21 protein-coding genes are annotated in these 21,855 nt (G+C 36.8%); 13 read left to right on the forward strand and 8 right to left on the reverse strand.

From position 1 onward, the window contains the following. Positions 1 to 30: 30 nt before the first annotated feature. A complete protein-coding gene (locus tag IGJ37_RS03020) occupies positions 31 to 297 on the reverse strand; it encodes a hypothetical protein (RefSeq protein ID WP_002358791.1) in 267 nt (88 codons plus the stop codon). A gap of 304 nt (positions 298 to 601) precedes the next feature. Between IGJ37_RS03020 and acpS the strand changes: the two genes are divergently transcribed. From acpS to lepB, 7 genes are all read left to right on the forward strand, one after another. Next, on the forward strand, positions 602 to 955 hold the full coding sequence (gene acpS / locus IGJ37_RS03025) for a holo-ACP synthase (RefSeq protein ID WP_002355727.1): 354 nt from the start codon (positions 602 to 604) through the stop codon (positions 953 to 955). Positions 956 to 984: 29 nt separating this feature from the next. Continuing rightward, the gene (gene alr / locus IGJ37_RS03030; protein ID WP_002394309.1) at positions 985 to 2,100 is read left to right on the forward strand and encodes an alanine racemase; all 1,116 of its coding nucleotides are present in this window, start codon (positions 985 to 987) and stop codon (positions 2,098 to 2,100) included. A gap of 15 nt (positions 2,101 to 2,115) precedes the next feature. After that, on the forward strand, positions 2,116 to 2,493 hold the full coding sequence (locus IGJ37_RS03035; RefSeq protein ID WP_002355729.1) for a type II toxin-antitoxin system PemK/MazF family toxin: 378 nt from the start codon (positions 2,116 to 2,118) through the stop codon (positions 2,491 to 2,493). Positions 2,494 to 2,812: 319 nt separating this feature from the next. Then, positions 2,813 to 3,508: a hypothetical protein gene (locus tag IGJ37_RS03040; RefSeq protein WP_325815006.1), complete on the forward strand. Its 696-nt coding sequence runs from the start codon at positions 2,813 to 2,815 to the stop codon at positions 3,506 to 3,508. A 24-nt stretch (positions 3,509 to 3,532) separates the two neighbouring features. Continuing rightward, a complete protein-coding gene (locus IGJ37_RS03045; protein ID WP_325815007.1) occupies positions 3,533 to 4,828 on the forward strand; it encodes a hypothetical protein in 1,296 nt (431 codons plus the stop codon). Then, positions 4,809 to 5,135 carry a hypothetical protein gene (locus IGJ37_RS03050; RefSeq protein WP_002396532.1) on the forward strand — a complete coding sequence of 109 codons (327 nt, stop codon included), beginning with the start codon at positions 4,809 to 4,811 and terminating at the stop codon, positions 5,133 to 5,135. Before IGJ37_RS03045 ends, IGJ37_RS03050 begins: the two co-directional genes overlap by 20 nt. 57 nt (positions 5,136 to 5,192) lie before the next feature. Beyond that, positions 5,193 to 5,942, forward strand: a complete 750-nt coding sequence (gene lepB, locus IGJ37_RS03055) for a signal peptidase I (RefSeq protein ID WP_325815008.1) — start codon at positions 5,193 to 5,195, stop codon at positions 5,940 to 5,942. A 54-nt stretch (positions 5,943 to 5,996) separates the two neighbouring features. Here lepB and IGJ37_RS03060 read toward each other — a convergent pair whose 3' ends face one another. Continuing rightward, positions 5,997 to 7,475 (reverse strand): helix-turn-helix domain-containing protein, encoded by a 1,479-nt coding sequence (locus IGJ37_RS03060; protein ID WP_325815009.1) that lies wholly within the window; start codon positions 7,473 to 7,475, stop codon positions 5,997 to 5,999. Between the two features lie 173 nt (positions 7,476 to 7,648). Here IGJ37_RS03060 and IGJ37_RS03065 point away from each other — a divergent pair, with 173 nt between their 5' ends. The 5 genes from IGJ37_RS03065 to IGJ37_RS03085 all read left to right on the forward strand — a co-directional run bounded on the left by IGJ37_RS03065 (position 7,649) and on the right by IGJ37_RS03085 (position 15,047). Beyond that, the gene (locus IGJ37_RS03065) at positions 7,649 to 8,401 is read left to right on the forward strand and encodes a tyrosine-protein phosphatase (protein ID WP_002355736.1); all 753 of its coding nucleotides are present in this window, start codon (positions 7,649 to 7,651) and stop codon (positions 8,399 to 8,401) included. Between the two features lie 78 nt (positions 8,402 to 8,479). Beyond that, positions 8,480 to 8,710: a hypothetical protein gene (locus IGJ37_RS03070; RefSeq protein ID WP_002355737.1), complete on the forward strand. Its 231-nt coding sequence runs from the start codon at positions 8,480 to 8,482 to the stop codon at positions 8,708 to 8,710. 120 nt (positions 8,711 to 8,830) lie between these two features. Beyond that, positions 8,831 to 11,536, forward strand: a complete 2,706-nt coding sequence (locus IGJ37_RS03075; RefSeq protein WP_002355738.1) for a YhgE/Pip domain-containing protein — start codon at positions 8,831 to 8,833, stop codon at positions 11,534 to 11,536. Positions 11,537 to 11,756: 220 nt separating this feature from the next. Then, a complete protein-coding gene (locus tag IGJ37_RS03080; RefSeq protein WP_002391646.1) occupies positions 11,757 to 12,926 on the forward strand; it encodes a cation diffusion facilitator family transporter in 1,170 nt (389 codons plus the stop codon). A 297-nt stretch (positions 12,927 to 13,223) separates the two neighbouring features. Further along, positions 13,224 to 15,047 carry an APC family permease gene (locus IGJ37_RS03085; protein WP_002379167.1) on the forward strand — a complete coding sequence of 608 codons (1,824 nt, stop codon included), beginning with the start codon at positions 13,224 to 13,226 and terminating at the stop codon, positions 15,045 to 15,047. A gap of 34 nt (positions 15,048 to 15,081) precedes the next feature. Here IGJ37_RS03085 and IGJ37_RS03090 read toward each other — a convergent pair whose 3' ends face one another. The 6 genes from IGJ37_RS03090 to IGJ37_RS03115 form a co-directional block, all read right to left on the reverse strand. After that, complete coding sequence (locus tag IGJ37_RS03090) at positions 15,082 to 15,546, reverse strand: GNAT family N-acetyltransferase (protein WP_202229711.1); 465 nt, start codon at positions 15,544 to 15,546, stop codon at positions 15,082 to 15,084. 71 nt (positions 15,547 to 15,617) lie between these two features. Beyond that, complete coding sequence (locus IGJ37_RS03095) at positions 15,618 to 16,280, reverse strand: ABC transporter permease (RefSeq protein ID WP_002363261.1); 663 nt, start codon at positions 16,278 to 16,280, stop codon at positions 15,618 to 15,620. 3 nt (positions 16,281 to 16,283) lie between these two features. Continuing rightward, entirely contained in the window at positions 16,284 to 17,204 is a 921-nt protein-coding gene (locus IGJ37_RS03100; protein ID WP_002355743.1) for an osmoprotectant ABC transporter substrate-binding protein, read from the reverse strand. Positions 17,205 to 17,206: 2 nt separating this feature from the next. Next, positions 17,207 to 17,842 (reverse strand): ABC transporter permease, encoded by a 636-nt coding sequence (locus IGJ37_RS03105; RefSeq protein WP_002355744.1) that lies wholly within the window; start codon positions 17,840 to 17,842, stop codon positions 17,207 to 17,209. A 3-nt stretch (positions 17,843 to 17,845) separates the two neighbouring features. Beyond that, positions 17,846 to 19,039, reverse strand: coding sequence for a betaine/proline/choline family ABC transporter ATP-binding protein (locus IGJ37_RS03110; RefSeq protein WP_002355745.1), 1,194 nt, complete (start codon positions 19,037 to 19,039; stop codon positions 17,846 to 17,848). 626 nt (positions 19,040 to 19,665) lie between these two features. Next, entirely contained in the window at positions 19,666 to 20,556 is an 891-nt protein-coding gene (locus tag IGJ37_RS03115; protein ID WP_325815011.1) for a ring-cleaving dioxygenase, read from the reverse strand. Positions 20,557 to 20,721: 165 nt separating this feature from the next. On the opposite strand from IGJ37_RS03115, the gene queA reads away from it, so the two are divergent. Next, positions 20,722 to 21,753: a tRNA preQ1(34) S-adenosylmethionine ribosyltransferase-isomerase QueA gene (gene queA / locus IGJ37_RS03120; RefSeq protein WP_002355747.1), complete on the forward strand. Its 1,032-nt coding sequence runs from the start codon at positions 20,722 to 20,724 to the stop codon at positions 21,751 to 21,753. Positions 21,754 to 21,855: the final 102 nt, after the last annotated feature.

The raw sequence follows: 21,855 nt of genomic DNA on the forward strand, positions 1-21,855 counted from the left end.
GAACACTCGCTCTTTTTTGGTAGATAATCGTTAAATAGAAAAACTCAAAAAAAGTAAAAAAGGCATCAAAATGATATAAAAAAAGAAAAACGCCAAAATTATCCAAGTTTTCAACGGGGAAGTTAGATTGAAGAGTTTCATTTTTTGTTGTAGCAAATGAATGGTTACGATCCAAACCAGTTGCAAGAGAAAAAATAGGCTGGGATTTTTAAAGAAGATTGGAAATATGTAGAGCAACAAAGTAAAAATAAACAGGGCGCAACGAAGTAACTTTTTTTGCCGAGAAGTTAAAGTCATACGTTTTTCTCCTTTTTCTTTTTATTCTCCCATAAGTAGCCAAAATTTTCTATAAAATATCAGAACATCCACTTAGTTTCCTGCTTTTTTTCCGATACTTCTTAGTTGTTTTCTTACTTTTATAAAAATTCAGAAAAATTTTATAAAAATGTAAATAGGAAGAAAACGTATGGTACTTCAATTTGTGTGAGGATCTTGTAAAACATTCTTTATTTTTTTAGCGAATCAGTGGAAAAATTTTGAAATTTTGTTAAAATGAAAGGTAATTCGGAGTAACTATATTAAATAGGAAGTAAGGCGGAAAATGATAAAGGGAATTGGTATTGACGCAGTAGAATTAAGTCGGATAAAACCGATTGTTGAAAAACAAGGATCATTTATTCAACGGGTTTTAACACCTAACGAATTGACCCTTTTTGAAAAGTTATCTACAAAACGTCAAATAGAATTTTTAGCTGGTCGTTTTGCTTGTAAAGAAGCGTTCTCTAAAGCATGGGGCACAGGGATTGGTAAAGTTGGTTTACAAGATATTGAGGTGCTGACTGAAAAAACAGGTGCACCATACGTAGCAAACTCGCCCCATAATGGTAAAGTGTTTGTCTCGATTACGCACACAGATACTATGGCGATTGCACAAATTGTTTTAGAAAGCGAATAATAGAAGCAACGAAGAAAGAAGGATGTACAATGGTCGTTGGATGGCATCGTCCTACACGGTTACATATCGATACGCAAGCAATTACTGAAAATGTCCAAAAGGAATGTCAACGTTTGCCAGAAGGAACCGCTTTATTTGCGGTTGTAAAAGCGAACGGCTATGGGCATGGCGCCGTAGAATCCGCCAAAGCGGCGAAAAAAGGTGGCGCGACAGGTTTTTGTGTCGCCTTATTGGATGAAGCAATTGAATTGAGAGAAGCAGGTGTTCAGGACCCCATTTTAATTTTGAGTGTGGTAGACTTAGCTTATGTGCCTTTATTGATTCAATATGATTTGTCTGTAACGGTAGCTACACAAGAATGGTTAGAAGCTGCTCTTCAACAACTAACGCCTGAGAGTAACACGCCATTACGTGTTCACTTAAAAGTCGATACTGGCATGGGACGGATTGGCTTTTTAACCCCGGAAGAGACTAAGCAAGCAGTGCGGTTTGTTCAATCCCACAAAGAATTTTTATGGGAAGGGATTTTTACTCATTTTTCAACAGCTGATGAAATCGATACAAGCTATTTTGAAAAACAATCAGGGCGTTTTAAGGCTGTTCTAGCAGTTTTAGAAGAGTTACCTCGGTATGTCCATGTTAGCAATAGTGCGACAGCGTTATGGCATCCTGATGTGCCAGGAAACATGATTCGCTATGGGGTAGCCATGTATGGATTGAACCCTTCAGGTAATAAGCTTGCCCCAAGCTATGGGTTAAAGCCGGCCTTACGTTTGACCAGTGAACTTATCCATGTAAAACGCTTAGCGGCTGGTGAAGGGATTGGCTATGGCGAAACCTACGTAACTGAAGCTGAAGAATGGATTGGGACAGTGCCAATCGGCTATGCAGATGGCTGGTTGCGTCATCTCCAAGGATTTACAGTGCTCGTGAATGGTAAGCGTTGCGAAATCGTCGGACGAGTGTGTATGGATCAATGTATGATTCGTTTAGCAGAAGAAGTTCCTGTCGGCTCAGTCGTTACATTAGTTGGAAAAGATGGCAATGAAGAAAATACGTTACAAATGGTAGCCGAAAAATTAGAAACCATTCATTATGAAGTTGCATGTACTTTCTCACAAAGAATCCCCAGAGAATATAACTAGATAGGAGGTTCCACTATGGTCAAACGCGGAGATATTTATTTTGCAGACCTTTCCCCAGTAGTGGGCTCGGAACAAGGTGGCGTCAGACCTGTCCTTGTTGTCCAAAATAACTTAGGTAATCATTTTAGCCCAACGATTATCGTTGCGGCGATCACAGCCAAAATGGCAAAGCCAAAATTGCCAACACATATCGGGATTAATTCTGATGAAACAGGTATTGAAAAAGATTCAGTGATTCTTTTAGAGCAGATTCGAACAATCGATAAGGGCCGCTTGAAAGAAAAAGTTTGTCATTTGAGACTTGATATTATGGAAGAAGTTGATCGTGCCTTAGGCATCAGTGTTGGACTTAGTAGCGATTCAGCCCCAGCAAAAGCAAATTCAGCTACATAAAGAACGATAGCTACTATGAAATCAACAAAGACTAATTGGATTTTTTAAAAAGCGACTGATCTAGTTCGGTTCGCTAAACATAGTTTGAGTAAAAGCGAGAGAGATGGCCAAGTGGCATCTCTCTTTTTTTGTTTTATATTTTAAAAATTAAAATATAAATATAAAATATAAAATTTTATCATTTTATTTTAAATAAAGTTGTTGGCAAGGCTCAAACGGAATGTTACAATCAATACTATATAGAGTTTTTAAAGAGCGTAACAGGTGATTTTTACAAGTTTTGATTGTCGAGCGATGACATAAAGGAGATTATATTTGTATGATGATTGTTGTACTTTTAATGAGTAGTTGCTTATTTTTATTTGTAAGTTATCAATTGTATTTGCGATTACTTGTCGAAAAACTGGATTCAGAGGACCGGACATTAAAGAGGAAAATAAATTTCTATAAGTATCAGAAAAACAGTCGTATAATGATTTATTTATTGTTTAGTGTTTGTCTACTTAGCGTATTATTGTTAGGAATTGTTTATACATATTATCAATTAAATCAACGAAATATCCGCATGGAACAACGGATCGAGCGTTTGGCACAAGGCCAAGCTACTCAAGGTGACAAAATAAAAAAACAAGCGATAAAAAAAACAGCCTTAAACCAGTTTCCCTGGAAGCAAGCTATTTCGACAGAATCGGCCGCTGTCTTGACTAATTATGAATTACAATTAGCGCGTGAATGGCGTCCTTACCTCGGAGAGACGAGTATCACAATGATTAGAAGTGAAAAAACACAAACCTTGACACTGTCTGTTTTTTCAGTTGGCTTAAGTTACCATGAATTTCAAACAGGCCAAGACAATATTGTAGCACTTATTGCAGCGTTGAATTCAGTTAAAGAAATTACCATGATTGATTTTAATTTTACTTATCGAGATCAAGAGCAAACCCTTGTCAAATCCATTGATACGTATGCTCGTGAGACGTTGGAAACAAATTTGGAGCCTGTCGTGATTAGTTAAAAGGACGAGAGAAAGGACATATAGATGACAAAAAGACGTTTAATCAAAAAAATTAAAGATATTTCGGATGATACGCTTGAAAAAGAAGTCTTTTTTCAGCCAGGATTCGAACCAGAAAAAATAATTAGCGGAATCAAACCAGAACAACAGGAAAAAGAAATGGCGACGTTAAGAGAAAGGCTCACCTACTATCAGAAAAAAGAAACAGCCTTTAAAAAACTTCAAGAAGAAAATGAGCAATTAAAGAACCAACAAGAAACGGAAAAACAAGCATTAGAAGAAAAAAATCAGGCATTACTTGAAACACTAAATCAAAAAGAACATGAAATTTTTGAATTGGAAGAGCAACTGGAAACGAACAGTGAAACCACGACAGAGACTACCACTCTTCAAACAAATCTGCAAAATGCAGAAAAACAATTAACCACTGTACATAATCAAATGGAACGTTTAGAAAGTGAATTAACGCAGCAAGTGGCAGAATTAGAAAAAGAATCGGCTGAACAGCAACAACATATCCAGACATTACACAACCAGTTAGCAGAAGAAAAAGGAAAGTTGGAGAAAAAAGGGGATATTACAGGAATGGAAAAGCAAGTAGAAACGTTAACGACAGAATTAGAAGAAAGCACAATGACTCAACAAGCATTGCAGGAACAAATTGAAAAACTAACTGTACAATTACAAAAAGTAGAAGCCGAAAAACAAACCTTACAAGAGGCTGCCCAACAAGAAGTGATTGTGAAACAACGCATGGAGGAGTTAAAGAATGAGCTTCAAAATAGTTTACAGCAAAAAAATGAAGCGGAAGTAAAATTAGGGCGACTGCAAGGTGTCAATGACAAACATCTTGCTGAAAAGCAAGTTTACGAAGGGGAATTAGCTGCTCTAAGAAAAGAAGTAGAGGCCAAAGAAGACAGTTTAGAACAAGTTCAAAAAGAATTGAAGACACTACAAGCCGTTTCAAAAAATATTGAACCGAGTAGTGAGCAGTTAACAGAACTGCTACGCGCAAAACAGCAAATTAACGATTTATTAATGAAAAATCAGCAATTACAAGAAGAGGCTTTAAAATCGCAACAAGAAATTGGCGAAGTGATGGTTTCTGCCAAAAAAGAAGCCAATCGGATTGTTAATGAAGCGAAAGTAGAAGCAAAACACCTAATCAATTCCGCAGAATTAGAAATGTTAAATATTGGTAACCGAGCGAAAAGTATTTCGAATGAAGTCGAAGCATCAAAAGTAGAAGTACTTGAGATTTATCGCGAATTAGAGGAACGTTTAACTAAACTGACACGTCTTGAACAAGATAACTATTAATAAAATGGTCAGTAAAAAGTTAATGGGAGCAAGGAAACTACATTGTCTTGGGGTCCTTTTTTTAGCTGTTACATTAAGTAGCTCCGCAGAAAGATTACAGGCTGCTGCTGTCTCAAAGGAAGAGCAGTCGCTAAGGCAACCGCTTATCAGGAAAAACATAGTAACAGAGAAGAGCGAATATCTTGTAGAAGCAAATCAAAGTATTTGGGAGCTGGCACAAGATGCGCAGAAACCATTGAATCAGTTTATGAAGGAAAACCAGTTACGTAGTAGCTATATTAAAAAAGGAACGCAATTAGTTAAATAGAAAAAAGGAGCAAGAAAGGAAAAGTTTATTTAAGGAGCTTTTCTTTTTAAGAAAACGATGGAAGAATGGATAAAGCCAGTTATGCGAACAATTCGCCACATTAAGCGCGCCTTCTTGAAGCAAAAGTTGCCTGCGACATATCAGCTAAAAAAGCAAAAGACTAACAAAGCAACGGAATATTTGCTTGAGCAAACAGATAACCATCAATCAATAAGAGGACCGAAAAGAAAAATGACCGCTGAAGAGATTAAAAAAAAGCGGCAAGCCTACCAAAAGAAACAACGCATCCAAGTCGTTAAATTTTTTATGCCAGCTATTCTTTTCGCCATTTTTGTGTTCTTTTTTGTGTTAAAGACATCTAGCTACCCAATTGCTGGGCAATCCATGAAGCCGACACTTAACGCAGGGGAACGAGTCTTAGTACAACGGACGAAGCAAGTAACAAGGTACGATGTGATTGCATTTAAAGCACCGTTGGCTAGCACAGGTACGTACGTCAAGCGAATTATCGGGGTTCCTGGTGATCGAATTTGGGTAAACGAGGGAAAACTTTATCTTTCAGAAGAACCTATAGCAAGCGATAATGAGGCACTGCCTGAGAATGCCAGTCGTTTTGACTTATCGGAAAAAGCGGCAGCCCAACTTCGCCTGTTTCAGAAGATTCCAGCTGGTCATTACTTTGTCTTAGGGGACAATCGTACGCATTCAAGTGATAGTCGTACGTTCGGCTTTGTCGAGATACAAACGATTGAAGGAATCGTGGTGTTTAAAATGGCGCCGTTTAAGGAAATAGGGAAAGTAAAATAAAAAGCTTAAGTCTGCCATCTAAGAGTAGGGCACTTAAGCTTTTCTTTTTAGAGATTATTTGCCCAATAACAATTGAATGATTTTTTCAATTGATTGTAGGTCGTAACGATTACTAATATCCGAAAAAATATAGTAATGGTCATACTGGGCAACGAGCTGTTCATTATTGGTATTCATTAAAAGCAAATCATAATGGTTTTCTACGTTGTAAGGCTCAATTTTCAGCGGATATTTTCCAGCGATACTCTGTTGTATTTTTTGTGCTACCAACTCGCTATAGGAACTGCTCAGTGAGTGATAAACACCAATCGTTATTTTTTTTTCATTTAATTCAGCAATGTGATTCAAAATAAGTGTATAATTAATTTCAGTAAATTGATTTTGGTACTTAGAAGCAGTGGCTTTTGTGGCAAAGTTCGTTGTAGCGATCTCCACTAATTCGTAAACTTCACTTTCGCTAAAAGGATGACGTACGACTTTCAAAAGTGACTGAATTGTCCAATAATCAAAGGGTAAAATAAATCCTGAAAAATAATAGAGTTGCGCATGTAATTGGAAAAGTAAATTTTCAATATAAAGTAGCCGAATAGGCAGCACATAATGGGATAAATAACCACGTGCTTTAAGGTACGTTAAAATGACCCGGTTCATTTCGTTAAGATACGTTTTTTCAATTCGTTGTTGTTTTGCTAAACGAAAGGCGAAAGCAGCATTCGCAGAATAATTATGCATGGAACAAAAAAAGTCATAAAACATATAGGCTTCGTTGATTGTATATGGACGGTCGATTCTTTTCATATATGTATGTATAGATAAATTAATTTCTTCAAATAAAGGTCGATCGAGTTGGACATCATGTGGACTAATCGTTGGCAGGGGTTCTAAAACCATGCGACGAAAAGAAATTTTCATCCAAAGTTTAATTTGGAGAATTTCTGTATGGTCAAAGGTAATTCTGGGGATTTCTTGTAGTATCTCGATTAATCCTAGGTATTGATTGGCCAGTTCTTTTTCTAAATCTGTTTTTTCTTCAAAGATAAACCAGAAAAAATTAAAAAAGAAAAAGCGAATTTGTTTTTCTTCGCCGACAAGTTTTCCTCGTTTGATACGTAAATTAAACTCATTGAGTAAGTCATTTAATTCAACAATTTTTCGATAATAGGTAGCAGAGCTAATGGCATAATTCTGTTGGAAATACCCGCCATTTATTTCATTTTTATGGAAGAGTTGCTGGACCATGTGAAACTTAATAGATTTATCTAAGAACAACATGATCATTGCTTTCATGGAAAAGGTAGGCGCTTTATTTAGATATAGAGTGTCACCTAATACTGTTAAGGTGAGGTTTTCTTGAAGTTGCTCTTCTTTCAAAAATTGCTCTAAAAAAGAAAGATACTCATTCAATGTTGGTAAACTAATATTGAAAAAATCTACTAATTCATTTCGTGTCGCTTGACCTTTATTATTATATAGGAACAATAAAATATCATTCATATAATCATAAGGCTTTTCTAAAAAATCTCGTTTTAGCATCGTTACTCACCTCTCTTTTAAGAATACTGTATCTATGATAAAATGGCAATAAACAACTGATAAAAAGATTGTTTTTTGAGGTGTTTTTTATTATCGTTGAGAAAAAGAAATAAAAAGAAAAAACAAAGTATTTAAATGATAACAAAATAATTAAAATGAAGGAGCGATAGAACATGAACAGCGTGGTGAACTTTAGAGATATTGGAGGATTTCCAACGCAACAAGGCACAGTTGTCAAGACAGGGCATTTTTTTCGGAGTGGTGAACTCGTCAATGTTGCACAAGCGGATCAACAGAAACTGGTAGAGGACTATCAAATTAAACGAATCTATGATTTTAGAAGTGCAGCGGAAACGCAAGAACGACCAGATGATTCAATTCAAGGAACCAACTATCTACATATAGATATTTTGGCCGATATTCAGGCGCAGACTGCTTCATTAGAAGGAATGCTTAAAACGGTTGGTTCACCCGATGAAGCAATGGACATGGCTTATAAAGAAATGGTTCTTTCCAATTCGGGGCGCAAAGGTTACCAAACATTTTTTGAAAACTTTTTAAGTTATCCACAGGAAGCTATTTTATTTCATTGTTTCGCAGGAAAAGATCGAACAGGAATCGGCGCAGCCTTGATATTAAGTGCTTTAGGTGTGGAACATTCTTATATTTTAGAAGATTATTTAAAGACGAACGAGCAAAGAAAAACCGCTAACGAGCAAATTATTGCGCAATATCAAGCAAATGGAACGCCTCCAGCAGAAATTCAACAATTAGAAACGCTGCTTTATGTGAAAAAAGAGTACTTAGCGACCGCTTTACAGGCGATTGAAAAAGAATTTGGTTCGGTAGAGGGCTATTTAAAAGAGGGACTCGGCTTACCTTTATCCGCCAAAAAAGACATGCTAAGTCTGTACACAAAATCATAGATCCTAAAAAAAGGACTATCCTTTCTAAAAAAGAAGTTTTATAATAGAAAAGAATCCGTTTGTAAGGAGGGATAGGGAATGAAAGAAGGACAAGAACAATTCTTAACGTTCATACTAGATCGAACAAAAGAAGATAAAAAAGAAAAAATGCAAGCGCTACTTGCAGAAATGTTTGAACGCCAACAAACAGGCAAATTAGATAAAATGTACTTGATGACAAAAGCACCAAAACTTTTGGCTTATTTAAAACCAGAAGCCATTGATGAAGTTAAACAAGTCGTTTCGGAATTTTCTAAAAATATGAAATAAACAATCTTAGCTTGAACTTACGACATTTTAAAAATGTGTCGTAACATTCAAGCTTTTGTTTGTTATTCTCTTGTATTTTATGCTAAAGTTATTCAGGCACAAAAAAAAGCAGGTGATTTTATGAAACATATAAAAAATACATGGGAACTATTTATTTTAGATTGGAAAAGAATTTTTAAAAACCCAGTAGCAACATTTTTGATTGTTGCCTTAATGATTATTCCATCATTATATGCATGGTTTAACATTAAAGCACTATGGGATCCGTATTCAAATACAGGAGAGTTACCAATAGCGGTCTATAGTGATGACCAAACAGCAACTTTTCAAGATAAATCGGTCAATATTGGTGATGAAGTCTTGAAAAACTTGAAGAAAAACAAGCAATTAGGTTGGCGTTTTGTTGATTCGAAAAAGGAATTAGACAAAGGGGTCCAATCAGGAAAATATTTTGCCGGGATTTATTTACCTAAAGATTTTTCCAAAGATTTGCTAAGTTTTACTTCTGGTGACATCAATAAACCTAAAATTGAATACTCAATCAATGAAAAAATTAATGCAATTGCGCCGAAAATTACGTCAAAAGGCGCTTCTTCCATTCAGTCACAAATTTCGGAAGAATTCATTAAAACGGCAAGTAGTACGTTAATCAAAACATTTAATGATATTGGCTATGATATTGATAAAAACATGGTTAGCATTCAAAAAGTTAAGAGCATGATTTTAGATACAGATGCCAACATTGGAACCATTGATACGTATGCAAAACAAGTCACAGACTTACATGGTAAGATGCCTGAGCTAAAAGAAAAATTAGCGAAAGCCAACGATGCGATGAAATATTTACCTGAAGTTGATGCTTTAGGAGAGAAGATTGTTGAGCTAAATGGCAAAATGCCAAGCATCAAAGAACAAGCTAGTGTTATTTTGACGTTACAAGAAAAAATTCCAGAAATTCAAAACGCTGGCCGACAAATTGCTATGATTGATGAAGACTTTGCCTCTGTGGAACAAACAATGAGCGAAGGAATCCAAGAAGCAAAACAAGGATTAGAAATCATTCAACAAGTCCAAACGGCGTTACCAGATATTCGTAAACTAGGTGATCAAGCCAATGATTTAGGGAATGTCACATTAGATGGCGCCAATAAATTGCAAGAGGCGTTACCAAGCATTACGAATAGCGTTGAAGTGACTTTGAAATCTATCCAGCAAGTTGCTACAACAACAACTTCTGTAGTCGCGACTATTCGTCAAGCGTTAGATGATGGACAGTTAACGCCAGAAGAAAAACAACATATTAATGAAGTAGTACAAGATTTCACAACTAATATCCAACGGCAACAGCAAGCAATTAACGACATTATTGCGTTTATGAAACAACTCCAAGAAAATGCTGGTAATCATGACTTAGATGGTGCGATTGCTCAATTAAGCCATGTAAATGATTTATTAACAGATTTTAGCAATCGCTTGAATCAATTAAATGCTTTAGTCCAAGCGGGTGATATCTCTGGAGTACAAAATTATTTAAATGAGATTGACGAAATGGCAACTAATATTTCTAGTATTGTGGGCAGTGTTGATGTAAACGGAATTAGTAATACCGTTTCAACCATTTTAAACAAACTAACTAGTACCATCCAAAACGCTCAAGGTCAACTAAACAAAGCACAACAAATTGACTTTGAAGGGTTATTGAGTTCAACAAGTCAAACGGTCACTAATGCGATTTCTTTATTAGAAAAATATCAAGCCGAAATGCCGGCAATTAAACAAGAAATTCATGATGCGAATACGATGTTGAATGGCAATATGGAAACCATTGTCAATGGCATTAATCGTGGTGCTGATTTGTATAAAAACGATTTACCAGTCATTCAAGATAAAGTCAGCAAAGCGGCAGCCTTTATGCAAAATGACTATCCAGGTATCCGAAAAGATTTAACGAATACCTTGAAAACAGTCAATGAGAAAATGCCAGATGTTGAAGCGGCCTTAGACAAAGCCAACGAACTAATTATTAATGATTGGCCAAATATCAAAACAGGATTACACAAAGCAGCGAATGCAATCCGTAAAGGTGAAAAAGAAGTTGATTTAGGCGAAATTCTTAAATTACTAAAATTAGATGCCAATAAAGAAAGTGACTTCTTTACACAACCAGTTGAAGTCAAAGAACATGCTGTTTATCCGATTGCTAATAATGGTTCGGCAAGTACCCCATTCTATACAGCTTTGTGTTTATGGGTTGGCGCTGTGTTATTCTCAAGTGTTGCGACAACAGATGTTTATCTTGAAGGAAAAGATAAAAAACGCTTTTCTAAACGGGAACAATTTTCAGCACGGATGTTTACCTTCATTGTCATGGGGATTGGTCAAGCACTGATTGTAACCTTAGGTAATTACTTTGCGTTAGGCGTAGATGTTCGTAATCCAGCGTATAGTGTCTGGTTTGCGGTATTGATTGCCATTACGTTTATGATAATGGTTTATGTGCTTGTTGCTCTCTTTGGCAATGTAGGGAAAGGAATTGCGATAATAATCTTGGTACTATCCATCTCTGGTGGGGGTGGGAACTACCCAATTCAAGTCTCAGGTAAATTCTTCCAAATGATTAATCCGTTCTTGCCGTTTACGCATGCCGTGAACTTGCTAAGGGAATCAGCAGGAGGCATTTACTGGCCAAATGCTTGGTTTGCCATTTGGATTATGGTGGGGATTTCAGTCGTCTTTAGTATTGGCGGTGCAATTCTTTATCCACATCTGGAACACAGATCGAAAAAATTTGCGGCTTTAGCACAAAAGAGCCATTTATTCCATTAAAAAACAAAAAGCTGAAAACGTCTCTAGCGTTTTCGGCTTTTTGTTTTTCTTTATTTTCAAGGTAACCCTAACAAAGAAGTTTTGGGGGCTCTTGCTTTTGACTTTTTGGCAATGCTAAATAATAAAATCTCCCTCAGAAAGTGAGGTTTTTTGTGTACAAATGTATAAAAAGGTTTTATAGTGTTTTTTTAAGAAATAAAAAGTGGGTAGGGGTTGTAAAATGATTCAAGCATTGCTTCAACGATATGAGAAAAAAATTGAACGTCGTAAATTGGAAAAACGAACAGCATTCGGTGCTTTTGCCGGGCGGATTGGGCTTGTTTCTAATTTATTTTTATTCGTTAGTAAATTTATGATTGGCTTGCTTTCAGGTAGTGTTTCAATCATGGCAGATGCCATTAATAGCTTGTCCGATACTATTTCTTCAGTTTTAACATTAGTCGGTTTTTATATTGCTGGTAAGCCAGCGGATAAAGAACATCCCTATGGCCATGAACGTTTTGAATATATTAGTGGAATGCTTGTATCATTAGTGATTACGTTTATTGGGTTTGAGTTTCTAACGACCTCCGTGGATCGTATCCTGCATCCAGAATCAATCAAGGTGACACCCATTTTATTTGCTGTTTTAGCTTTATCAATTGGGATTAAAATTTGGCAAGGGCTGTTTTACAAAAAAGTATCAGCAAAAATTGATTCTCAAGCATTAGTTGCTTCTGCTAAGGACAGCTTTAATGATGTTTATACTACATTAGCTGTTTTGGTTTCTGCATTTATTGAAGGCGTCACTGGTTTGCGAATTGATGGATATATTGGTTTTTTAATTGCTGCATATATTATTTATAGTGGCTTGCAGTTAATTCGCGAATTTATTAATGAGTTGATGGGCATGCGTCCGAGCCAAACAGAAATTGATGAAATGAAAAATGTCTTATCAAAAATGGAAACAATTGTAGGATATCACGATTTACTGATTCATAATTATGGTCCCAGCCAAACGTTTGCGTCTGTTCACATTGAAATTGATGATCGCTGGGATTTAAATAAAGCCCATCAGACAATCGATGCGATTGAAGCGAAGTTTAAAGAAGAGTTGGATGTTAATCTTGTTTGTCATATTGATCCAGTGAATTTGTATGACCCAACACAACAATTTGTTCATCAAACAATCAAAAAGATTATTCGTTCTTTTGATGCGTCTTTAAAAGTTCATGATATCCGCTTAGTTACCCATGGCGAAGAGCCGAAGATTTTGTTCGACTTGGTTTTGCCTACAGAATCAAAATTATCTGAATTTGAACTGGGTGTGGAAATTCAGCGGCAAGTTTATGAAAAAATTGGTCGTTATAAAGTGGAAATTACCTTCGATCATACGTACTTGTTACAATAAAAGGGAATAATTAACTAAGTTTTTAAGCGTGAGCCAAAAGGTCAAATAGACTTTTAGCTCTCGCTTTTTTGTTTAGAGAATGCAAATCCTTTTGTTATCTGGATTCTCTTGATAAGATAAAGGAAGCGGGGGACTGTAAATGAGCGTCTGATTAAAAAAAGATGGTGATTTTTTTATCTTTTTCAGTAACAAAAATCAATTGACTTTTCATTGTGAGAAGCGTAGCATATGGATTTGTTTGATAAAAAATAATGAAAAAAGTGAGCGGGTCACTCTAGAGAAAAGGAGTAGAAAAAAATGGCGGATTTAAAACGACTGTTCATTGGGAAACCATTGAAATCAGCCGAAAATGATGAACATAAATTAAGCAGATTTGCAGCGCTTGCGTTGTTATCTTCTGATGCACTTTCATCCATTGCGTATGGTACAGAACAAATAGTGGTGGTTCTGGTTACTTTGTCGGCGGCTGCGATTTGGTATTCATTGCCAATTGCTGCATTTGTTATTATTTTACTTATTTCTTTAACATTGTCGTACCGACAAATTATTCATGCGTATCCGCATGGCGGCGGCGCATACGTTGTTAGTAGTGAAAACCTCGGCAGAAATGCCGGTTTATTGGCTGGTGGTTCGTTGTTAGTCGATTATATGCTAACAGTAGCCGTTTCAGTTTCAGCGGGTGCAGAGGCGATTATATCGGCGATTCCAGCGTTATATGGTCATCAAGTAGCAATTTCTATTGGGATTGTGATATTGATTACCTTAATGAACTTGAGAGGCCTGCGAGAATCTGCCTCGTTCTTAATGTTGCCAGTGTATAGTTTTATCGCAATTATTACCTTACTGATTGTTGTTGGGCTATTTAAAATTGTGACTGGCGCACAGCCATTGAATGCGACAGCTTTACCAGGAGCCGTGGTTCCAGGAATTTCTATTGCCTTGGTTTTACGGGCGTTTTCATCTGGTTCTTCTTCCTTAACAGGGGTCGAAGCAATCAGTAATGCAGTGCCATTCTTTAAGAAACCACGAGCAAAAAATGCTGCTGGGACGTTAGCGTTAATGGCAACGATTTTAGGGTTCTTCTTCGTGGGGATTACGTTTATTAACTATTGGTATGGGATTGTGCCAAAAGAAGAAGTGACAGTTCTTTCACAAATTGGGAAAGCGGTCTTTGGTCAAAATATTTTATATTATTTATTACAGTTTGCGACAGCCTTAATTTTAGCGGTTGCCGCTAACACAGGATTCTCAGCCTTTCCAGTTTTGGCTTATAACTTAGCCAAAGATAAGTTTATGCCGCATATGTATATGGATCGTGGCGACCGTTTAGGCTATTCAAACGGTATTTTAACTTTAGCTGCTGGTTCCATTGTTTTATTATTGATTTTCCAAGGTTCCACAGAACGTTTAATCCCATTGTATTCAATTGGTGTGTTTATTCCGTTTGCTTTGTCTCAATCGGGGATGGTTGTAAAATGGCGAAAAGAAACTAAAAATTGGTTGCCAAAATCAATTGCTAACATTGTCGGCGCCTTTATCTCTTTCGCGATTATCGCCATTTTGTTTATTTATCGATTAGGGGACATCTGGCCATTCTTTATTATTATGCCGGTGTTGATTTATGCATTTTATCGGGTCAACACTCACTATAAAAATGTGGCGGAACAGCTACGTTTAGAAGATGGGGCACAGTTGCATGAGTTTGATGGGAATACAGTTATTGTTTTAGTAGGGAACGTAACCAAGGCAAATGTCGGCGCCTTGAACTATGCGCGTTCCATTGGTGATTATGTTGTTGCTATGCATGTCTCAATGGATGAAAACGTTGAGAAGGAAAAAGAAATTCAGGAAGAGTTTAAAAAACACTTCCCGGACGTTCGTCTATCAATTGTCCATTCTTCGTATCGTTCACTGCAAAACCCTATCTTACGTTATGTTGATTTGGTTAGTAAAAATGCCACGAAGCATAACTACAGTACAACAGTTTTAGTACCACAATTTGTACCAAATAAACGTTGGCAAAATATTTTGCATAACCAAACAAGTTTACGCTTGCGGATTCGTTTAGCGTGGCGGGAAAATATTATTGTGGCTACCTATAGTTATCACTTGAAAAAATAAAAAAAAGTCTGCCATCTTTTGATGGCAGATTTTTTTATTGACGTAATTGTTTTTGATAAATTCTAGCGCAAGACTGCTCTTCGGTGGTTACCATTGTCAAAAATTCCCAGTCATATCTTTCATAAAAAGTAGTATGGTCTGTGAGCAAATAAAGCTTTTTAAATCCAGAATTAGCTAGAAAATCACCAACTGTTGTTAAAAGAATTCCTGCTAAGCCTTGGTGACGAAATGTTGGTTCGACATACAATGCACAAAGGTTTGGTGTAAGGTCTGCACGATTGTGGAAGTCATTATCAATTACGCCCACGCCTGCAACGATGTCCTGCTGTTTATTCAAGCAGACCCACCAATATGGTACGTGGTTTTCGCTAGTTAGCATTTCCTGCATACTTGCTTGATACGCTTCAGCGGGGATTTGCCACTTTTGGCTAAACCATTGAGCAGCTGACGGAATTAAGTGTGGTTGTTGGTTTAAATCGATAATAGTATAGTTAGACATTATTAATCTCCTAGATAAAAAAACAGATCCCATTGAAAAGAAACAATGTTGGATCTGCTCTTTATTTTTTATTAATTGGAATGTTTGCTAGCTGGGTCTAAACGACGTTCAATAATCCCTAGAACCCAATCTGTGATAATCGCCATAAAGGCCGTTGGTAAGGCACCGACTAAAATGATAGAAGCACCATCTGTGGCATTGGTTCCACGAATAATAATATCCCCTAAACCACCAGCACCAACGAAAGCACCAATCGCAGTAATCCCGATTGCGACGACTAACGCATTTCGAATACCTGCCATGATTACTGAAACAGATAAAGGTAACTCGACCATATAAAGAAGTTGTACTTTTGTCATACCCATTCCTTTACCAACATCTAAAATATTGCGATCTACTTGAATCATGCCAGTGTACGTATTTTTGATGATTGGTAGGAGAGAATAAAGGAAGACCGTTACAACCACCGTGTTGACGCCTAAGCCCATTCCCAACATTAAAATCGAAAGCATTGCCAAAGCTGGTACTGTTTGGATAATGTTCGCTAAACGGATAATCCAGTTGGCTAAGCTACGTTTACGTGAAATCATAATCCCAATAGGAATCCCGACAATTGCAGCAAAGATTACGCCATAAATCGAAATTAAAAAGTGACGTAAAAATTGTTGAAAGACGTAGCCGCCATTTTGTTGGAAATAGTAGATAAATTGTTGGAATAAATTCATATTATTCATCTGTTACTCCCCCTCAAAATAGTTATTTTCTTTTAAGAAACGTTCGGCTACGACAGCAGGTTCAATTAAATCATTATCTGCTTGATAGTTCAATTCTTGCATTTTTTTGGTAGAAATTTTACCATCTAAGCGATTTAAGACATCTTTAATTTCCGGCGTTTCTTTTAATAATTTGTCACTAACCACAGGAGCGGCATCATAAGGCGGGAAGAAGCGCTTGTCATCTTTTAACATGACTAAATCGTAACTACCAATCCGGCCGTCTGTTGAGTAACCTAAGATGACGTCCATTTTTCCAGCGTTGACTGCATCGTACACCAAGCCAATTTGCATTGGTAAAATAGATTTAAATTGGAAGTTGTATTCCTTTTTAAAGCCTTCATAACCGTCGCCTTCACGTGTGATCCACGCAGTATCGACACCAGCAACTAATTTGTCTGCGACTTTCCCTAAATCACTGACTGTTTTTAAATTGTATTTCTCAGCCGTTTCTTTTGTAACTAAGAATACATAAGTATTTTCAAACCCATATGAAGGGAACCAAGTTTGTTGATAACGTTTTTCAAATTCTGATTGAACTAGGTTAAACGCTTTTTTAGGGTCTTTTTCCGCTGGTAAGCCCAGCGTAGTAGTCACGTCAGTACCAGTATAACGAGCTGCAGAAATTGAGGCATCTCCGTTTAACATTGCTTGGTGATTGATGGTAGTAGTGGCTAAGTTGTTAATCACATTTGTTTTTTTATCTGTGTAATGCTCAACCATATCCGCTACAATGCTCCCTAAAATCTGCGCTTCTGAAGTAATCCCACCTGTAATGGCGACAGTGTTATCATCAGAAGTTGAAGCGAGACCAGGTAAAGAACAACCTGCCAATAAAAGTAAACTGCTTAAGAAGAGTAAGCTTAACTTGAGTTTCTTTTTCATCATTATTCGCCCTCCCTTAAAGCTTTTGGCGTTAAACGATTTTCTAATAATCCAAGAAGAACATCTGCTAAAAGCGCTAAAATAGTTACCGGAATAGTCCCGCCAAAGATTAATTCTGGCTGATAGTTATTTAATCCACTGAAAATCATATCACCAAGACCACCTGCACCAATATAAGAAGCCAGTGTAGCCCAAGCAATGACATAGACAGCAGCTAAACGAATGCCGGCCATAATTGTTGGCATGGCAATGGGTAATTCAACACTAAAAATAGACTGTAAATTGGTCATGCCCATGCCTTTAGCAACATCTCGGTAATTTTCATCGACATTTTTCATTCCGATATACGTGTTTCTTAAAATAGGTAGAAGGGAATAGATGAATAGCGCGATAATAGCGGGTGTTTTGCCGACACCAAAAATTGGAATCATCAAAGCTAATAAAGCCAACGAAGGAACCGTTTGTAAGGCACTTGTTAAACCAATGACAATATTGGCTACTTTGGGCAAACGTGTTAACCAAACGCCAACGGGCACAGCGATAGCGACCCCTAATAAAAGTGCAAAGAATGAAATATAAATATGTTCAATACTTTTTGAAATCATTTCTGATCCATATTCTTGAAAGAAGCTACTCATTGCTTACGCCTCCTCTTTATCAGTTTCGGACTCGCTTTGTTTTGCTTCTACAGCTTCACTAATCGTTGTTTCATCGCCCCAGATAACATCATAAACAATGTCAACAAGGGAAGCACGTGTTAAGATGCCCACCACTCGTTTTTGTTCATCAACGACTGGCACATATTTTAAGCCACGTTTTAAGATTCTTTGTAAAGCATCACGTAAAAGAGCGGTTTTTTGAACAAAGAAGACATCTTTATTCAAGATATCACCGACACTAGAAGCTTTGCCACGTTGCTGATCTAATGTTTCAACATCGATAAAGCCTTTAAGCACATGGGAATTATCAACAACTAATAAGGTATCAACCCGTTTTTCACGCATCAATTTAATCGCTTCTTGTAAAGATTTTTCCGGCGTGATAGTAATTGCTGAATTTAACATGACTTCATCAACAGTGGTGAAATCAGGTTTAGCTTGTAATAAGCGATCTTCTCCGATGAGTTCTTCTACAAATTCATTGGCTGGATGACGTAAGATATTATCTGGTGTGTCAAATTGAATTACTTTGCCTTCGCTCATAATGGCAATTTTATTTGCTAATTTCAACGCTTCATCCATATCATGGGTAACAAAGACAATAGTTTTTCCTAAACGTTCTTGCAAATCTTTCACTAAATCTTGTAATGAATCACGGGTGATAGGATCTAAAGCACCAAAAGGTTCATCCATTAGAATAATATCTTGATTGGCAGCTAAAGCCCGCACAACGCCGATTCTTTGTTGTTGTCCCCCAGAAAGTTCATTGGGATAGCGGTCCAACATTTCTCGTGGTAACTCAACCAAATCAATCATTTTTTCGGCTATCTTATTGCGTTCTTCCACAGGTACTTTTAATAATTTAGGCACTAAAACGATATTTTCACGAATGGTCATGTGAGGCATCAAGCCGATATTTTGAATGACATAGCCAATTTGGCGACGTAGCTCTACAGGATTGATTTTTTGAATATCTTGGCCATCAATTAAAATTTTTCCTTTTGAAGGGTCGGTCATGCGGTTAAGCATCCGCATTGATGTTGTTTTTCCACTACCACTTGTTCCGATGAAGCAGATAAATTCACCTTTATCGAAAGACAAATTAATGTCATCAACGGCGACTTTTCCGCCTTTATAAAATTTTGATACATGCTGAAATTCTATCAACTTACTCACCTCAACTAAATATTTTGAAAATGTATCTTATTACTAGTATGCTATAAAAATGCGATTTCGACAAATGTAATCTATTTTTAATGGGAAAAAGAAGGCGGTAAAATTTTTTTAATTCGTTCTAAAAAAAAGAAAAGATAACTATTGTTTAGTAAAAGTTGTCTGAACGAAACAAGATGTTAAAAAGAGTATTCTGAGAAGGGGAAAAAGCCGCTATAACAAAGAAAAGTGTCCTTTGTAGCAAGTTGACGGGAGCTGAGTTTTTCATTAGAATGGAAAGAGAACAAGGGAATAAAATAAAAAAAGGCGCTTCATGATTTAGCGGCAACTAAATCACGAAGCCTTGAATAGTCACCTGTGCAAGTGGACCATCAAGTTGCCCGTTCAATCAATGGAAACCATTGATCACTTTTATTTTACTGAATTTTTGAAAAAATTACCAGTTTTTTTAAGAAGTAAGAAGTGGAAGAACGAAGGATGCTTTTTATGGAATGTGCAATGACGTTCAGAAAAATCTGAAGGTCATTTTTTATTCTCTTGTTCAAACATTCAAACATAGGGGAAGAGAGACGGACGTAATTTTGTCACCGATTATTACGTCCGTCTTCCGTTGTTTTCTAAAGCGTTGGTTACATGTCTTTGTAGAGGTTGGCTTCGATTGCAGTCCGTTTTGGTTCTAAAAAAGGCGGTAAAGCCAACGTTTCCCCTAAATGTTCCAGAGGCTCATCCAATGTAAAACCAGGAGTCAAAGTAGCAAATTCAACCCGATTCCCGCCTGGTTCACGAATGTATAAACTTTTAAAATATCCACGACTTACATACATTTCAATTTCCCAGCCTTGTGCTAAAGCGCGCGTGTGTAGTTCTTGTAATGCTTCATCATCAGCCACAGAAAAAGCAATATGATCCATACTGCCACGCCCCATTCGGCTTGTTTTATCCGACGTTGTTTGATGAACAGAAAAGCTTTCCGTCTCACTTAAAATAATCGTATTGCCAACTGCTTGCCAACCAAGAAATGTTTCAAAAAAAGCCAAGGTTTTTTCAGAATCTGGCACATGAAATTCAGTAGAGGCCAAACCGATAATTTGAACCGCTGCTGGAATGTCGTTAGAAACAACGAGTGTTTCTTTTAATGGATTTTCAGGAACTTCTGTCAGGATAATATGCGTATCATCTGGATCACTGAAATGTAGGCTCTTTTCTTTTTTGTTAAATGGAATTTTGTTTTCTGTTAAACGTTGTTCCCAAAAGGAAAGGCTATTTTGGGGGATTTTTAAGCCAATCGTGGCTAAATAATTTTTTTCTTCATAGCGGTTGCCTAATAAGGGCACGATAAAAAAAGTTACTAAGCTTCCCGGTGTGCCTTGATAATCGCCATAAAAATAATGAGGCATGCGATTGTTGTCTTGATTTACGGTATTTTTGACAAAGCGTAAGCCTAACAATTTTGTATAGAATGATTGGTTTTCTTGACCATGACGCGTTAATAGTGAAACATGATGAAATTGAGCATGCATTTTGAGTTCCTCCTCTAAATAACTATGTATACTTACTTAAAGTAAGTATAGTGCTTCTGACATTTTTTGACAACTATTTAGTTTGATTCAGAAGGCTGACATAGCCAGAAACAAGAAAAAGTGTTAGAATAACCAAGATAAAAACTAGTAGAAAGAGTGACGGAAATGCTAAGTACAGAAGATTTTGATTTTGATTTACCAGAAGAATTAATTGCTCAAACCCCACTAAAAGATCGCGCTAGTTCACGATTATTAGTTGTAAATAAAGAAACAGGGGACATGGAGGATAAACATTTCCATGATATTCTTGATGAATTACAGCCTGGGGATGCATTAGTCATGAATAACACACGGGTACTACCGGCCCGTTTATATGGAGAAAAACCTGAAACAGGCGGTCATTTGGAAGTTTTACTTTTAACAAATACAGAAGGCGATACATGGGAAACCTTGATTAAACCCGCGAAACGTGCAAAAGTCGGCACGGAAATTCAATTTGGCGATGGTCGCCTAAAAGCGGTGGTTAAAGAAGAGTTGGAACATGGTGGTCGAATCATTGAATTTAAATATGATGGTATTTTCTTAGAAATTTTAGAATCGTTAGGAGAAATGCCATTGCCGCCATATATCAAAGAACGTCTAGATGACCCAGATCGTTATCAAACGGTTTATGCTGAAGAAAATGGTTCAGCTGCAGCACCAACAGCGGGTTTGCATTTTACAAAAGAACTATTAGAAGAGATCAAAGCAAAAGGTGTTCATCTCGTTTATTTAACTTTACATGTCGGTTTAGGAACATTCCGTCCCGTGAGCGTTGATAATATAGAAGAACATCATATGCATAGCGAATTCTATCGTTTAACTGAAGAAGCGGCTAAGCAACTAAATGAAGTACGCCAAGCAGGCGGTCGGATTGTTGCGGTTGGAACAACTTCTATTCGTACGTTGGAAACAATTGGCACAAAATTTAATGGTGAAATCCAGGCTGACAGTGGCTGGACCGATATTTTTATCACACCAGGGTATCAATTTAAAGTCGTAGAGGCTTTTTCAACGAACTTCCATTTACCAAAATCTACGTTAGTGATGCTTGTAAGTGCCTTTGCAGGAAAAGACTTAACATTGGCTGCTTACCAACATGCAATTGAGGAAAAATATCGTTTCTTTAGTTTTGGCGATGCAATGTTTATTAAATAAGCGACACTTTGTGAGCAGAATACTTGGGATTGAAACAAAAATATATTATGATAAACACGTGATTTTTGGAATCACAGTAAAGGTGTGCTTTATTTTTTCTTC

The organism is Enterococcus sp. AZ104, assembly GCF_050546705.1.
Taxonomy (GTDB): domain Bacteria; phylum Bacillota; class Bacilli; order Lactobacillales; family Enterococcaceae; genus Enterococcus; species Enterococcus faecalis.